The 15,127-nt window shown below is 60.9% G+C and carries 14 protein-coding genes; 6 read left to right on the top strand and 8 right to left on the bottom strand.

The genetic code is table 11. The annotated features are described in order from the left end of the window. The first annotated feature begins 28 nt into the window (after positions 1 to 28). From dam to trpS, 4 genes are read left to right on the top strand one after another with little or no spacing between them, the layout of a single operon-like run. A complete protein-coding gene (gene dam / locus ACJ8IL_RS10675; protein ID WP_025304536.1) occupies positions 29 to 841 on the top strand; it encodes an adenine-specific DNA-methyltransferase in 813 nt (270 codons plus the stop codon). Positions 842 to 891: 50 nt separating this feature from the next. Beyond that, the gene (gene rpe / locus ACJ8IL_RS10670; RefSeq protein WP_060448461.1) at positions 892 to 1,569 is read left to right on the top strand and encodes a ribulose-phosphate 3-epimerase; all 678 of its coding nucleotides are present in this window, start codon (positions 892 to 894) and stop codon (positions 1,567 to 1,569) included. Continuing rightward, positions 1,562 to 2,260, top strand: a complete 699-nt coding sequence (locus tag ACJ8IL_RS10665) for a phosphoglycolate phosphatase (protein WP_043138894.1) — start codon at positions 1,562 to 1,564, stop codon at positions 2,258 to 2,260. The genes rpe and ACJ8IL_RS10665 overlap by 8 nt, the downstream gene beginning before the upstream one ends. A gap of 2 nt (positions 2,261 to 2,262) precedes the next feature. After that, positions 2,263 to 3,270, top strand: a complete 1,008-nt coding sequence (gene trpS, locus ACJ8IL_RS10660; protein WP_043138891.1) for a tryptophan--tRNA ligase — start codon at positions 2,263 to 2,265, stop codon at positions 3,268 to 3,270. Between the two features lie 51 nt (positions 3,271 to 3,321). On the opposite strand, the gene cysG is transcribed toward trpS, so the two are convergent. Genes cysG through nirB form a run of 4 tightly spaced genes read right to left on the bottom strand, consistent with a single transcriptional unit; the run spans position 3,322 to position 8,465 of the window. Continuing rightward, positions 3,322 to 4,725, bottom strand: a complete 1,404-nt coding sequence (gene cysG / locus ACJ8IL_RS10655; protein ID WP_442516531.1) for a siroheme synthase CysG — start codon at positions 4,723 to 4,725, stop codon at positions 3,322 to 3,324. Between the two features lie 50 nt (positions 4,726 to 4,775). Further along, entirely contained in the window at positions 4,776 to 5,576 is an 801-nt protein-coding gene (gene nirC, locus ACJ8IL_RS10650) for a nitrite transporter NirC (protein ID WP_049206055.1), read from the bottom strand. Positions 5,577 to 5,592: 16 nt separating this feature from the next. Continuing rightward, positions 5,593 to 5,919: a nitrite reductase small subunit NirD gene (gene nirD, locus ACJ8IL_RS10645; protein WP_038878129.1), complete on the bottom strand. Its 327-nt coding sequence runs from the start codon at positions 5,917 to 5,919 to the stop codon at positions 5,593 to 5,595. Continuing rightward, entirely contained in the window at positions 5,916 to 8,465 is a 2,550-nt protein-coding gene (nirB, locus tag ACJ8IL_RS10640; protein WP_141999088.1) for a nitrite reductase large subunit NirB, read from the bottom strand. Before nirB ends, nirD begins: the two co-directional genes overlap by 4 nt. A 303-nt stretch (positions 8,466 to 8,768) precedes the next feature. Between nirB and ACJ8IL_RS10635 the strand changes: the two genes are divergently transcribed. Further along, positions 8,769 to 10,037, top strand: coding sequence for a cytosine deaminase (locus ACJ8IL_RS10635; protein ID WP_038629982.1), 1,269 nt, complete (start codon positions 8,769 to 8,771; stop codon positions 10,035 to 10,037). A gap of 54 nt (positions 10,038 to 10,091) precedes the next feature. Here the strand turns inward: ACJ8IL_RS10635 and tsgA are convergent, their stop codons facing one another. From tsgA to ACJ8IL_RS10615, 4 genes are all read right to left on the bottom strand, one after another. Next, entirely contained in the window at positions 10,092 to 11,276 is a 1,185-nt protein-coding gene (gene tsgA, locus ACJ8IL_RS10630) for an MFS transporter TsgA (protein ID WP_025304528.1), read from the bottom strand. 191 nt (positions 11,277 to 11,467) lie between these two features. Further along, positions 11,468 to 12,448, bottom strand: a complete 981-nt coding sequence (locus ACJ8IL_RS10625; protein WP_442516530.1) for a LacI family DNA-binding transcriptional regulator — start codon at positions 12,446 to 12,448, stop codon at positions 11,468 to 11,470. 70 nt (positions 12,449 to 12,518) lie between these two features. After that, positions 12,519 to 13,826, bottom strand: coding sequence for a 6-phospho-beta-glucosidase (locus tag ACJ8IL_RS10620; protein WP_025304526.1), 1,308 nt, complete (start codon positions 13,824 to 13,826; stop codon positions 12,519 to 12,521). Next, complete coding sequence (locus ACJ8IL_RS10615; protein ID WP_025304525.1) at positions 13,823 to 14,161, bottom strand: PTS lactose/cellobiose transporter subunit IIA; 339 nt, start codon at positions 14,159 to 14,161, stop codon at positions 13,823 to 13,825. Before ACJ8IL_RS10615 ends, ACJ8IL_RS10620 begins: the two co-directional genes overlap by 4 nt. Before the next feature lie 353 nt (positions 14,162 to 14,514). On the opposite strand from ACJ8IL_RS10615, the gene ppiA reads away from it, so the two are divergent. Continuing rightward, the gene (gene ppiA, locus ACJ8IL_RS10610; protein WP_049294941.1) at positions 14,515 to 15,084 is read left to right on the top strand and encodes a peptidylprolyl isomerase A; all 570 of its coding nucleotides are present in this window, start codon (positions 14,515 to 14,517) and stop codon (positions 15,082 to 15,084) included. Positions 15,085 to 15,127: the final 43 nt, after the last annotated feature.

The raw sequence follows: 15,127 nt of genomic DNA, 5'->3' as shown, positions 1-15,127 counted from the left end.
TGAATTGTATAAGTAGCTAATTGACGGCATGAAGAAAAACCGCGCTTTTTTAAAATGGGCTGGTGGAAAATACCCGCTGGTAGATGAGATTCGTCGCCATCTGCCGGCGGGAGACTGCTTAATCGAGCCCTTCGTGGGTGCGGGATCCGTCTTTCTGAATACGGATTACGACGCCTACATTCTCGCCGACATCAATAGCGATCTTATCAACCTGTATAACATCGTTAAGCTGCGCACGGATGACTTCGTGCGCGATGCCCGCACGCTTTTCGCCGATGAATTCAATAACTCGGATCAGTTTTACCTGCTGCGAGAAGAGTTCAATACTAGCACCGAGCCTTACCGCCGGGCGCTGCTGTTCCTGTACCTGAACCGTCACTGCTATAACGGCCTGTGTCGCTATAACCTGCGCGGCGAGTTCAACGTGCCGTTTGGCCGGTACAAGAAACCGTACTTCCCGGAAGAAGAGCTCTACTGGTTTGCCGAAAAATCGCGCAATGCCACTTTTGTCTGCGAGCATTACCGCGATACCATGGCGAAGGCCGTGGCCGGTGCCGTGGTGTATTGCGATCCGCCTTATGCGCCGCTGTCGGCGACGGCGAATTTCACCGCTTACCACACCAACAGCTTCAGCATTGCCGATCAGCAGAGCCTGGCGCAACTGGCGCACCAGCTCTCGGTAGAGAGCCAGGTACCGGTATTGATCTCCAATCACGATACCGAGCTGACGCGCGACTGGTACCAGAATGCTGCGCTGTATGTGGTGAAAGCGCGCCGCACAATCAGCCGCAACATTCTCGGCCGCAGCAAAGTGAACGAGCTTTTGGCGCTGTATCGCTAAGCCGGGGCACCCCGGCGCATAACAACTCGACCCTACGTTTGGAGAAGCGGATGAAAAAGTTTTTGATTGCCCCGTCCATTCTGTCGGCAGATTTTGCCCGGTTAGGTGAAGATACCGCTAACGTGCTGGCTGCAGGCGGCGACGTGGTGCACTTCGACGTGATGGATAACCACTACGTGCCCAATCTGACCATCGGTCCGATGGTGTGCGAAGCGCTGCGCAACTACGGCATTACTGCGCCGATTGACGTGCACCTGATGGTCAAGCCGGTGGACCGCATCGTGCCTGATTTCGCCAAGGCAGGCGCGTCTTATATCTCTTTCCACCCTGAAGCTTCCGAGCATGTCGATCGCACCATTCAGCTAATTAAAGAGCACGGCTGTAAAGCCGGCCTGGTGTTCAACCCGGCGACGCCGCTGAGCTACCTCGATTACGTGATGGATAAAATCGACGTGATCCTGCTGATGTCGGTCAACCCGGGCTTCGGCGGCCAATCGTTCATCCACGGTACTCTGGACAAGCTGCGCCAGGTGCGCAAATTGATCGACGACAGTGGTCGAGATATCCGCCTGGAAGTCGACGGCGGTGTGAAGGTGGATAACATCGCTGAAATCGCCGCCGCGGGCGCCGATATGTTCGTCGCCGGTTCCGCCATCTTTGGCCAGCCGGACTACCGCAAGGTGATCGACGAGATGCGCGGCGAGCTGGCGAAGGTTACCCATGGCTGATTTCGGCGCGATCCGCGCATTGGCCTTCGATCTGGACGGCACGCTGGTCGACAGCGCGCCGGGTCTGGCGGCGGCCATCGATATGGCGCTGGAAGAGACGGGCCTGCCGCAAGCGGGTGAGGAACGGGTCGGCACCTGGATCGGCAACGGCGCCGACGTGCTGGTGCAACGCGCGCTGCGCTGGGCGGAAGCGGAAGGCACGCCGGCGCAGTGCAGCCGGCTGCGTGAGCGTTTCGACCATTTCTACGCGCAGACCGTTGACAGCGGCAGCCGCCTGTTCCCGCAGGTGCAAGAGACGCTGGTCCGCCTGGCCGCACACGGTTACCCGATGGCGCTGGTGACTAACAAGCCGACGCCGTTCGTGGCGCCGCTGCTGGCATCGTTGGGCATTGGCGATTATTTCTCGCTGGTGATCGGCGGCGACGACGTGACGGAAAAGAAACCGCACCCGGCACCGCTGTACCTGGTGCTTGGCAAGCTTGGGCTGCGCGCGCATGAACTGCTGTTCGTCGGCGACTCGCGCAACGATATTCAAGCCGCACAGGGCGCCGGTTGCCCGAGCGTCGGCTTTACCTACGGTTATAACTACGGTGAATCGATCGCCCTGAGCCACCCCGATCGGGTGTTGGAGCGCTTCGCCGATTTGTTGCCCGCTCTTGGGCTGTCATCTTTAGAGAATCAGGAAATTTAAACATGAGTAAGCCCATCGTATTTAGCGGCGCGCAGCCGTCCGGCGAACTGACCATCGGCAACTACATGGGTGCGCTGCGTCAGTGGGTGCAGATGCAGGACGACTACGACTGCATCTACTGCATCGTCGATCTGCATGCCATCACCGTTCGCCAGGACGCCGAGAAGCTGCGCAAGGCCACGCTGGATACGCTGGCGCTGTACCTGGCCTGCGGTATCGATCCGGAAAAAAGCACCATCTTCGTGCAGTCGCACGTGCCTGAGCACACGCAGCTGAGCTGGGTGCTGAACTGCTACACCTATTTCGGCGAACTGAGCCGCATGACGCAGTTCAAGGACAAATCCGCGCGCTACGCGGAGAACATCAACGCCGGGCTGTTCAGCTATCCGGTGCTGATGGCGGCAGACATCCTGCTGTATCAAACCAACCAGGTGCCGGTGGGCGAAGACCAGAAACAACACCTGGAGCTGAGCCGCGACGTGGGCCAGCGTTTCAACGCGCTGTACGGCGACGTGTTCAAAGTGCCGGAGCCGTTTATTCCTAAATCCGGCGCGCGCGTGATGTCGCTGCAGGAGCCGACCAAGAAGATGTCCAAGTCGGACGACAACCGCAACAACGTGATCGGCCTGCTGGAAGATCCGAAAGCGGTGACCAAGAAGATCAAACGCGCAATGACCGACTCGGAAGAGCCGCCTGTCGTGCGTTACGACGTGGTCAACAAGGCGGGCGTCTCCAACCTGCTGGATATTCTCGCCGGTGTGACCGGCAAGAGCATCGTGCAGCTGGAAGCCGAGTTCGAAGGCCAGATGTATGGTCACCTGAAAGGCGCGGTGGCGGAAGCCGTCTCCGGCATGCTGGGTGAGCTGCAGGAGCGCTATCACCGCTTCCGTAACGACGAAGCCTATCTGCAGCAGGTGATGCGCGACGGCGCCGCCAAGGCCCGCGCACGCGCGCAGGAAACCCTGGCGAAGGTCTATCAGGCTGTCGGTTTCGTACCGCCGCAGGCATAACGCCGGCGCAAATAGAAAAAGCGGCCACAGGCCGCTTTTTTTACGTCGGTCTTACGCCATTTGCGCCAGGCTGGCAGGCGATTCTTCGCTGGCGAACCAATTGAGCTTGCTGCGCAGGCTGACCACGCTGCCGACGATGATCAGGCTGGGGCTGGTGGCCTGAAGGGACAAGGCGCCCAGTTGGCGGAGCTCCCCTTCGATCACCCGTTGGCGGCAAGAGGTGCCGTTTTCCACCAGTGCCACCGGCGTGGCGGCTGGCAACCCGTTAGCGATCAGCTGGCGCTGGATTTCAGCCGCTTGCGATAGCCCCATATAGAACACCAGCGTCTGTTGCCCGGCGGCCAGCGTCGCCCAATCCAATCCACCGTCGGCCTTGGCGTGGCCGGTCACCAGGCGCACGCTCTGCGCGTGGTCGCGGTGGGTGAGCGGGATGCCGCTGTAGGCGGAACAGCCCGAGGCGGCGGTAATGCCCGGCACCACCGAGAACGGCACGTTGGCGTCTGCCAGCGTCTCCAGCTCTTCGCCGCCGCGGCCGAAGATAAAGGGATCGCCACCCTTCAGGCGCACCACGCGTTTGCCTTGCTGCGCCTGCTGCAGCAGGATTTGATTGATCTGCTCCTGCGGCACGCAGTGGTGGCCGGCGCGTTTGCCGACGAAGATACGTTCGGCGTCGCGGCGCACCAGCGTCATGATCTCTTCGGAGACCAGTCGGTCGTAAACCACCACGTCGGCCTGCTGGATTTGTTGCAGCCCTTTCAGCGTAAGCAGGCCGGCATCGCCCGGCCCGGCGCCCACCAGCACCACTTCACCGCGATCTACCGGCTGTTCGCTGAACAGCTGCTCGAGCTGGCGCTCAGCCAGCGCGGCGTCGTCGTTGGCCAGCGACTGCGCCAGCCGATCGTGAGCGAACAACCGTTCCCAGAAGCGCCGACGCGCGCCGAGGCTGCTGAAGCGTTGTTTTACCCGCTGGCGCAGCGAGCCGCCCAGTTGGGCCAGCTTGCCGAGGTGCTGTGGCAGCATCGCTTCCAGCTTCTCGCGCAGCAGCCGCGCCAACACCGGCGCTTTGCCGCCGGAGGACACCGCGACCATGATCGGCGAACGGTCGATAATCGACGGCATGATAAAGCTGGCGCGTTTCGGATCGTCCACCACGTTGCAGAACACCCGCTGCTGGTTGGCGCACTGATACACCCGTGCGTTGACCTCTAGCCGGTCGGTAGCGGCGATCACCAGCCATTTTTCCACCAGCAGGGCCGGGCTGAATTCGCCTTCGGCCAGCGTCAACCGGCCTTCTGCCGCCCACAGGCGGAACTGCGGGGTGAAGTCTACGGCGTTGACGGTCAGCGCCGCACCGGCGTCCAGCAGCAGGCGCGCCTTGCGTTCGGCGATCTCGCCGCCGCCGACCAGCAGGCAGGCTTTGTGTTGCAGTTGGCAGAAAATCGGCAGGTAGTCCATCGGCACTCCTCGGGGTAATCAATGTGGGGGCGAAATGCGCCCCCGAAAACTTAGGCGGTCTGACGTACGGCGGCTTTCGCCGCCTGCGGGCGTTCGGCGCGCGGCGTGGCGTACCAATACCCCAGACCCATTAGCACCGAGCCGGACAGGATGTTGCCCAGCGTCACCCACAGCAGGTTGTGGCCGATGCCGGTGAGGGTGTAGGCCTCGCTGTGGTTGCCGAACCAGGAGAGGGCAAACAGCGTCATGTTGGCGACGGAGTGTTCGTAACCCGAGGCGATAAAGGCCAGCAGACACCACCAAATGGCGATGAACTTGGCGGCGCCTTCTACGCGGATCGCCATCCAGATCGCCAGGCAAACCAGCCAGTTGCACAGCACGCCCTTGAAGAACAGCACCTCGGCCGGCGCGGTGGTTTTTGCCAATGCGGCGCTGTGCACCAGACTGGTATCCACCGGCAGCAGGCTACCGCCGCCGTAGTAATACATCAGCGCCACCAGCACCGAGCCGAGCAGGTTGCCGAACCAGGTTTGCGGCAGCACTGCCCACATCTGGCTTTGGCGGATGGTGCCGGCCTTGACGCCGAGCGTCAGGAACATCGTATGGCCGGTGAACAGTTCGGAACCGGCGATGATCACCAGCGTCAGCGCGATGCCGAAGGTGGCGCCCATCACCAGCGGCCGCACGCTTGGGTCGGCCAGGTTGCCGAGGGTGAAGATCAGGATGATGCCGAGGCCGACGTAGGCGCCCGCCATCGCCGAGCTGATCCAGAAGCCGAGCGGGCTCTCCTTCGCCAGGCGGACGATGCGCGCCGCGTTGGCGGCGCATTTGTTGATCGTGTCGGTAAACATGTTGCCTCCCGAAAGGTTATGCCGCGACTTGCACGATGCCGTCGACCACCCGGCTGGTGAAGCTGGCGACGGAACGGCTGTCATCTTCCAGACAGTGGCCGTCGTACAGGCGGAAATGCTGTTTCTTCAGCGGGCTGGCGACCCACAGTTCGCCTTGATGCTCGGCGATCAGCCCGCGTGACAGCACGCTGGCCTGGGCGAACGGGTCGATATTGCTGATGGCGAACACCTGTTCGTCGGCATAGGGGCGGAACACCGCCACCTGCCGATCGCCGATCAGGGCACATACGCCGGTGCCGGGCAGAATGTCGGCGACGGGACAAACGGTAATCCACTGGCTCATGCGTGGCTCTCCTCGGTATCGATCAGGGTGACGGGAATGCGCTCGTCAGGGCGCGCCGGGCGGTGTTGGTCGCGTTCGGTCACCACCTGCACGTTCGGATCGCGCAGCGGGCTGTTGATGAAGTGGGCGAAGCGCAGCTGCGTTTCCGGATGCTCGACGGTCTCTTTCCACTCGCAGACCACCGCGTCGCGCAGGCGGGCGATCTCCGCTTCCAGTTGGTCGTTGATGCCGAGCTTGTCGTCGACGATCACCTTGCGTAGGTAATCGATGCCACCTTCCAGGCTCTCCAGCCATACCGAGGTACGCTGCAGCTTATCGGCGGTGCGGATATAGAACATCATGAAGCGGTCGAGGTAGCGCACTAGGGTCTCGCGATCGAGATCGGCGGCCAGCAGATCGGCGTGGCGCGGTTTCATGCCGCCGTTGCCGCAAACATACAGGTTCCAGCCGTTCTCGGTGGCAATGATGCCGACGTCCTTACCCTGCGCCTCGGCGCATTCGCGGGTACAGCCCGAGACGCCGAACTTCATTTTGTGCGGGGTGCGGATACCTTTGTAGCGATGTTCCAGCGTGACGCCGAAGCCGACGCTGTCGCCGACGCCATAGCGGCACCAGGTGCTGCCGACGCAGGTTTTCGCCATGCGCAGCGCCTTGGCATACGCGTGGCCGGTTTCAAAGCCGGCGGCGAGCAGCTTGCTCCAGATGGCCGGCAGATCGTCTTTCTGCGCACCGAACATGCCGATGCGCTGCGAGCCGGTCATTTTGGTGTAGAGGTTGTATTCCTTGGCGATCTGGCCGATGGCCAGCAGGCCGTCCGGGGTGATTTCGCCGCCGGCGGAACGCGGGATCACCGAGTAGGTGCCGTCTTTCTGGATATTGCCGAGGAAGTTGTCGTTGGTATCCTGCAGCGGCGTATGCTGTGGCTTGAGGATGTATTCGTTCCAGCACGAGGCCAGCAACGAGCCGACGGTTGGTTTACACACTTCGCAGCCGTAACCTTTGCCGTATTTGGCCAGCAATGCCTCGAACGACTTGATGCCTTCGACGCGGATCAGGTGGAACAGCTCCTGGCGTGAATAGGCGAAGTGTTCGCACAGGTGGTGGTTGACCTCGATGCCCTGTTTGCTCAGCTCGGCGTTCAACACCTGGGTGAGCAGCGGGATGCAGCCGCCGCAGCCGGTGCCGGCCTTGGTTTCGGCCTTCAGCGCCGCCACGGTGTGGCAGCCTTTGTTGACCGCCTGGATGATGTCGCCTTTGCTGACGTCGAAGCAGGAGCAGATCTGCGCGCTTTCCGGCAGCGAATCTACGCCGATGGCCGGTTTGCTGCCCGCATGGGCCGGCAGGATCAGGCCGTCCGGGTTTTCCGGCAGCTCGATGCCGTTCAACGCCAGCTGCAGCAGGTTGCCATAATCGCTGGTGTCGCCTACCAGCACCGCGCCGAGCAGGGTTTTATTGTCGGCGCTGACCACGATACGTTTGTAGACTTCTTTGCTTTCATCCAGATAAACGTAGCTGCGGGCGCCTTCGGTGCGGCCATGGGCATCGCCGATGCCGCCGACGTCCACGCCCAGCAGCTTCAGCTTGGCGCTCATGTCGGCGCCCTGGAAGCCGTTTTCGCGGCCCAGCAGATGATCGGCGGCCACCTGCGCCATTTTGTATCCCGGCGCCACCAGGCCAAAGGTGCGATCGCGCCAGGCGGCGCACTCACCGATGGCGTACACGTCCGGATCAGACGTTTGGCAGCTGTCGTTGATGGCGATGCCGCCGCGGCGGCCAACCTCCAGCCCGCACTGACGCGCCAGCTTGTCCTGGGCGCGGATGCCGGTGGAGAACACGATGAAATCCACTTCCAGCAGGCTACCGTCGGCGAAATGCATGGTTTTGCGCGCCGTGCCGCCGCCGTTGACGATCTCCTGGGTATTTTTGCCGGTGTGAACCTTGACGCCCATGCGCTCGATCTTGCGGCGCAGCTGGTCACCGCCCATCGGGTCGAGCTGTTCGGCCATCAGTACCGGAGCGAACTCGATCACGTGTGTTTCCACCCCCAGGCTTTTCAGCGCGCCGGCGGCTTCCAGCCCTAACAGCCCGCCGCCGACTACCGCACCGCGTTTGCTGCGGCGCGCGCAGGCTTCGATGGCGTTCAGGTCTTCGATGGTGCGGTAAACGAAGCAGTCCTGGCTATCCGAGCCCTTAATCGGCGGGATCCACGGATAGGAGCCGGTGGCCATGATCAGCTTGTCGTAATAGACGGTGCGGCCGGTGTTGGAGTGGATGACCTTCTCGTCGCGATTGATGGTGATAGCGCGTTCGCCGACCAGTACCTTTACGCCGTGTTTTTCGTAAAAGCCTTCGCGCACCAGCGACAGCTCTTCGGCGGTGTGGTGCGAGAAGTAGGAGGAAAGGTGCACGCGATCGTAAGCGATGCGTGGCTCTTCGCAAAAGACGGTGATTTCGAACTGGTCTTTGTCTGCTTTATCCAACAGATCTTCGATGAACCGGTGGCCGACCATGCCATTGCCGACGACGGCAAGTTTGACTCTGCTCATTATTGCCTCAAAATTCTGGTTTCCTAGGCTTACCTTATCTCTCCCGATGAGCAATTTATTGATGCAAATCAATCACACCCCTATATACCTCTAACGTGGTATATGAATGATTTTTCACGTTTTTTGATAAGTTGTGGATTTTATTCATCTTTAGCTGAAGCGAGTCAGTTTGCAGGTAAATTACCCCGCAGGGAGTAAACGCAAGGGGTAGGCATGGCACGGCGACTTTGTCAGCGCGATCCGCTGCCAGTATGATGAAGAAAACCAGCGCAACGGCAGAGGTGAAGGGTGGCGAAACGTCCATTGAAGTTTATCGACAACCTGCGTTTAAGCGGGCATGAAGGATTGTGGCAACTGGCAATCGAGCAGGGGCGCATCGCGCATCTGGTGCCACAGCCGGAAGGACAGGAGTGGCGCAGCGACGTGCTGGATGCGCAGGGCGGGTTGGCGTTGCCGGCGTTCGTCGAACCGCATATCCACCTGGATACCACGCAGACCGCCGGTCAGCCGGCCTGGAACCAGTCCGGCACGCTGTTCGAGGGCATTGAGCGCTGGGCTGAACGCAAAGCGCTGCTGACTCATGAAGACGTCAAACAGCGCGCCTGGCAAACGCTTAAGTGGCAGATCGCCAACGGCGTGCAGTATGTGCGCACCCACGTCGACGTTTCCGATCCCACGCTGACCGCGCTGCGCGCCATGCTGGAGGTGAAGCAGGAAGTGGCGCCTTGGGTGACGCTGCAGATTGTCGCCTTCCCGCAGGAGGGGATCCTTTCCTACCCCAACGGCGAAGCGTTGCTTGAAGAAGCGTTGCGGCTCGGGGCCGACGTGGTGGGCGCCATTCCGCACTTCGAATTCACCCGCGAGTACGGCGTGGAGTCGCTGCATAAGGCGTTCGCGCTGGCGCAAAAATACGATCGGCTGGTGGACGTGCACTGCGATGAAATCGACGACGAGCAATCGCGCTTCGTCGAGACCGTGGCGGCGCTGGCACTGAAGCTGGAGATGGGAGCGAAAGTCACCGCCAGCCACACCACGGCGATGCACTCTTACAACGGCGCTTACGCCTCGCGGCTGTTCCGTCTGTTGAAGATGTCCGGCATCAACTTCGTCGCCAATCCGCTGGTGAACATTCACCTGCAGGGCCGTTTCGACAGTTACCCGAAACGGCGCGGCGTGACCCGAGTGAAGGAGATGCTGGAGGCGGAGATCAACGTCTGTTTCGGCCATGACGACGTGTTCGATCCTTGGTACCCGCTCGGCACCGCCAACATGCTGCAGGTGCTGCACATGGGGCTGCACGTGTGCCAGCTGATGGGCTATGGCCAAATCGACGACGGACTGAAGCTGATCACCCACCATAGCGCGCGCACGCTTAACCTGAGCGACTACGGCCTGGCGGCCGGCAACAGCGCCAACCTGGTGATCCTGCCGGCGGAAAGCGGCTTCGACGCGGTGCGTCGCCAGACGCCGGTGCGTTATTCGATTCGCCAGGGTGCGGTGATCGCCGAAACGCGGCCGGCGGAAACCACGCTGCATTTGCAGCAGGAGGAGACGGTGGATTTTCGGCGCTAAGGCGCAAAAAAAGGGCGCCTTGCGGGCGCCCTTGATGTATTTGATGCGAAGAAATCAGTGCGTCACGTGACCGTGGCTGCGGTGCTTGGTCACGAAGCCCAGCAGCAGACACATCACGAACACCGCCAGATACAGGCCGTTAGCGGTGGTCAGCGCCGCATGCGCGCCGCCTTTCGCCACGATCGGGCCGGTGACCACGAAGGTCAGCATGGTGCCGATGGTACCGCAGGTCAGGATAAAGTTGACCAGCTTCGGCGAGGAGACCTTAGTCTGCAGCGAGCCGAGGGTGATCAGCGTGGTGTAGATGGCGCTGGAAACGAAGCCCAGGGCCATGATGTAGTAGCCCAGGTGCTCCGGATTGTCGGTGCTGACGAACAGGTACATCGCGCCGGTAGCCAGCGCGGCCAGCACGGTGACGATGCGTTGCAGATCGAAGAAGCGCAGGATGAAGCTGAACACCCACATGCCAACCATATAAGAGGTCCAGAAGTCGCTCACCAGCTTACCGGCCTGGCCGATGTCCATGTTGAACGACTTGGTGGCGTACTCAGGCACCCACTGAATGAAGCCCAACTGGCCGAGGATGTAGCACAGCGCGGCGATCGATAGGAACAGCACGCCGATGCCCCATTTTTCTTTCTCGACTGGTTGACCGGCATCGGCGCCTTTCTTGCCCAGCACCGGGAAGTCGGAGCACAGGGTCAGCACGAAGATCCCCACGTACAGCAGGCCGATGCAGGCATAAACCCAGTACCAGCCGATATGGCGGGCCAGCAGCATCGCGGCGACGATCGGGAAGATCATCCCGGCCATGCTGAAGAAGGAATCGGTGAACAACAGGCGCGAACCGCGCTGGCGGCCGGCATACATGTGGGTGATCAGGAAGGTGCCGATCGACATGGTGATGCCGCTCACCACGCCGAGGATAAACATGCACAGCGAGAACATGGTCAGGCTCTTGCCGAGCATCAGCCCCGCGACTGCCAGCACCATCAGGACAAAGCCGAAGATCAACTGACGCTTCAGCGGGATGATTTCCATCAGCCAGGCATTGAGGAAGATCGAAATCAAAATACCGGCGTTGAGGAAAGTAAAGGTGTTACTCATGCTGGAAACCGGCAGATTAAAGTACTCTGCAATGTTTCCCATCACCATCCCTGTGACGATCACTAAAGCACCGGTCAGCGCGTACGAAAAGAAGCTGATCCAGGTAAGCCGTATGCGGTTACTGTCATTCATTGTATAGGCCTGAATATGTCTGTTAGAGGTTTTAAAGCTGGCATAAGGCCGCTGGCTTTTCCTGGCAAACGCAGAAAAAAGTCCCGATCAGGCCACCAGGGGGCGGATCCTAGCACAGACAACGGGATTTTTTGTGATGGCTGTCGATTTTTTGATGCAACCCATGAAGGGATGATACGCATTATTGTGATCTATTTGCGTACCGTCACAATGGAATCACGGTTGATGATCGTCGGCTCAAACCGGTGCGCCGGGGTGGCAGGGTCGATCAGCCTGCGCGCCGCGTATTGGGCCATTTCGCTGATGGGAAAATGTACGCTGCTCAACGCCGGGCGCACGAAAGGTGCGCGTTCGCCGCTGTCGTAACAGATCAAGGAGATATCCTGCGGTACCCGCAGGCGGTGCTCGTTGATCGCCAGCAGCGCGCCGATCGCCATCTCTTCGTTGCAGCAGTAGATGGCGCTGGGCAGTGCGGTTTGCTGCAGCAGATGATCGGCGCAGCGGTAACCGCTTTCCAGATCGTAGACGCCCTCCAGACAGGCTATCGGCTCGATATTCGCCGCCTGCATCGCCTCTTCAAATCCTTGCAGCCGCAGGCGGCTCGACGGGCGCTCGCGCGGGCCGCTGATGCAGGCGATGCGCCGGTGCCCGGCGTCGAGTAACTGCTGCGTCGCCATGCGGCTGGCAAGCGGGTGATCGAAGGTGACGCAGCGGTCTTCCAGCCCCGGCACCAGACGATCGAGCAACACGAAATCACGTTGCTCCGCCGCCAGCTGGCGCAGCCGATCGTCGCTGAGAAAACGCACGTGCAGGATCACGCCGTCGCAGCGCAGGCTGAACAGCCGCTGCACCGCCTGCCATTCGTTTTCGGCACTGTTGCGGCCCTGGGTCACCAGCAGCTGCTTGCCGTGGGATTCGGCCTCGGTCTGCACGAAGTCCATCAGCGCGCCGAAGAAGCCACCGCGGTACGACGTCGTGACCAACCCGAGGGTATTGCTGTGGCTGGAGGCGAGCGCACGGGCCGCCGGGTTGGGGGTATAACCGAGCTGGGCGACGGCGCGTTCAACCTTCTCGCGGGTCGGCGCCTTGACGTTGCTGTCGCCGTTCACTACCCGCGATACGGTGGCGCGCGATACGCCCGCCAGCGCCGCGACATCTTCCAGTGTCACCATCGTCCAACTCCTGATTACGGCTAAAAAAATGGGTTCGGCGTGCCGAACCCCTGTCATACCGCGCCGGCGCTTACCTGAACTGCGGCAAGTACGGCGCGTTTATCGTCAACACCTCGTCCAGCAACGGCTGTGCCAGGTTGGCGTTGCCCACCAGCGGGTTGGCGATCAGCGCCAGCAAGCCGCTGCGGCGATCGCCGTGCACTGCCGCCTCGATGGTCAGGCGCTCGTAGGCTTTTACCTGCTGCGTCAGCGCCTGCATCGGTTCCGACAGCGGGCCGAACGTCAGCGGATGCGCGCCCTGGGCATCGACGATACAGTTGATTTCTATCACAGCATCGTCCGGCAGGCCATGGATTGCGCCGCGGTTTGCGGTGTTGACCACTAATTGCGTGCCGAGATTATTATGGATAGCACGGATCAGCTCCAGCGCAACTTCGGAATAGAAAGAACCGCCGCGGAAGCTGAGTTGCTCCGGTTTACTGTTCAACTGCGGATCGGCATACAGCTCGAACAGCTCTTTTTCTACCTGCATCACCTGCTCGGCGCGGGTGCCGCGCTCGCCGGCGGCAGCCATCTCTTCCGCCAGCATCTCGCGGGTCTGGTAAAAATAGCGGTGGTACGGGCAGGGGATGGCGCCGAGCGCGCGCAGGAAGTCCGGCTGCCAGGGCTCTTCCTTGATGTTGTTCATGGTCAGCGCCGCGCCGTCGCACAACATGTCGATCACGTTGCCGGTGACGTCGCGCCCCTGCTGCGTGACCTGATGCACCCAGACCATGTGATTCAAACCGGCGAACCGCAGCTGCACGTCGGCGTAAGGCGCCTGCAGCATGTTGGCGATCATGTGATGCATGCTGATCGGTACGTTACACAGGCCGATGATCTTCGCTTTGGTAAAGCGGGACACCGCCTCGGTGACGATGCCGGCCGGGTTGGTGAAGTTGATGATCCAGGCGTCCGGCGCCAGCTTTTCCACCCGACGGGCGATATCCAGCATCACCGGAATGGTGCGCAGCGCCTTGGCGAAGCCGCCGACGCCGGTGGTCTCCTGGCCGAGCAGCTGGTATTTCAGGCCCAGCCGTTCATCGGCGGCGCGCGCCGGCAGTTGCCCGACGCGGAACTGGGTCAGCACGAAAGCGGCGCCGTGAATGGCGTCGTCCAGCGCGAAGTGCACGCTGACCTTCACCTGTTCCAGCCCGTGGCGCGCCAGCATGCGGCGGGTCAGGGCGGCGATGGTTTCCACTTTTTGGCGGCCTGGCTCGACGTCCACCAGCGCCAGTTCGGTGACCGGCAGCTCATCGATGCGTTGGATCAGCCCATCGACCAGTTCGGGAGTGTAGCTGCTGCCACCGCCAATCACCGCGATTTTGAGCGTGTTCATGAGCGGCCCTCCGTCTGTGACTGACGGCGATAGAGTTCGATCATGTCGTCGGCCAGATCCTGGATGACCATGGCGTTCATCAGATGATCCTGCGCATGCACGGTGATCAGGTTGATCGCCAGCTTGCCGCAGCCTTCGTCCAGGCCGATCAGCTCGGTCTGGATCAGGTGCGCCTTCTTCACCCACTCTTTGGATTCGACCATGTGTTTGGCCGCGGCGGCGAAGTCACCGGCGCGCGCTTGCCGCAACGCCATCAACGCATTACTGCGCGCGCTGCCGGAGAACACCAGCAGTTCCATGATGGTGCTTTCAAACTCGGGGCTGACTTCAGTCATCAATTCACTCACGTCATTTCTCCAGGGGTTGCGCGGCAACGCCGCCGTGGGATACCTCAGTATCCGTTCTTTTTATAATGAGAGCGCTCTCATTTATATAGGGTAACGGCAACGGGTGTGCAAACTGGGAGGTAGATCGCAAAAAACGCCCCGGGGCGGCGCTGGGCAAAAAATGCGTGACGCGGTTGGCAAAAAAGCCTTCTGCGCCCATACTTTCCGCAGCAAAATTCAGGGCCGCCTAGGATATGTCCCGTAATTGGGTAAATATAGGTAAATGGCTGGTACTTGCCGATACAGCTCTTTAGAATCAAAGCGCTTTTCCGTTGTTTGTCTCTCAGAGAAAGGACCCGTTAATGTTCAAACGTACTTTAGTGACCTTCGTCGCGCTGTGTTCCCTGACAGCGATGGCGCCAGCGGCGCTCGCCGCCGGTGAAGCCCACGTCATGCTGACCACCTCGGCAGGGAATATCGAGTTGGCGCTCGACAGTCAGAAGGCACCGGTTTCCACCCAGAATTTCGTCGATTACGTGAACAGCGGGTACTACAACAACACCATTTTCCATCGCGTGATCCCGGGCTTTATGGTTCAGGGCGGCGGTTTCACCGCTGACATGCAGCAGAAATCCACCAAGGCGCCAATCAAGAACGAAGCCGACAACGGCTTGCGCAACCTGCGCGGCACCATTTCGATGGCGCGCACCGCCGACAAGGACAGCGCCACCAGCCAGTTCTTCCTGAACGTGGCGGATAACGCCTTCCTGGATCACGGCCAGCGCGATTTCGGCTACGCCGTGTTCGGCAAAGTGGTGAAAGGCATGGACGTCGTGGACAAGATCGCTCAGGTGCCGACCGGTAACGTCGGCCCTTACCAGAATGTGCCGACCAAACCGGTGGTGATTCTGTCGGCCAAGGTGTTGCCGTAAGTTTTTTGGCCGATCCCGCCGGGGTCGGCCGTCCTTCCTCACG

It is taken from the genome of Serratia sp. CY47444 (genome assembly GCF_052168635.1).
Classification (GTDB): Bacteria; Pseudomonadota; Gammaproteobacteria; order Enterobacterales; family Enterobacteriaceae; genus Serratia; species Serratia bockelmannii.
This window is presented reverse-complemented; position numbering and strand designations above follow the sequence as displayed.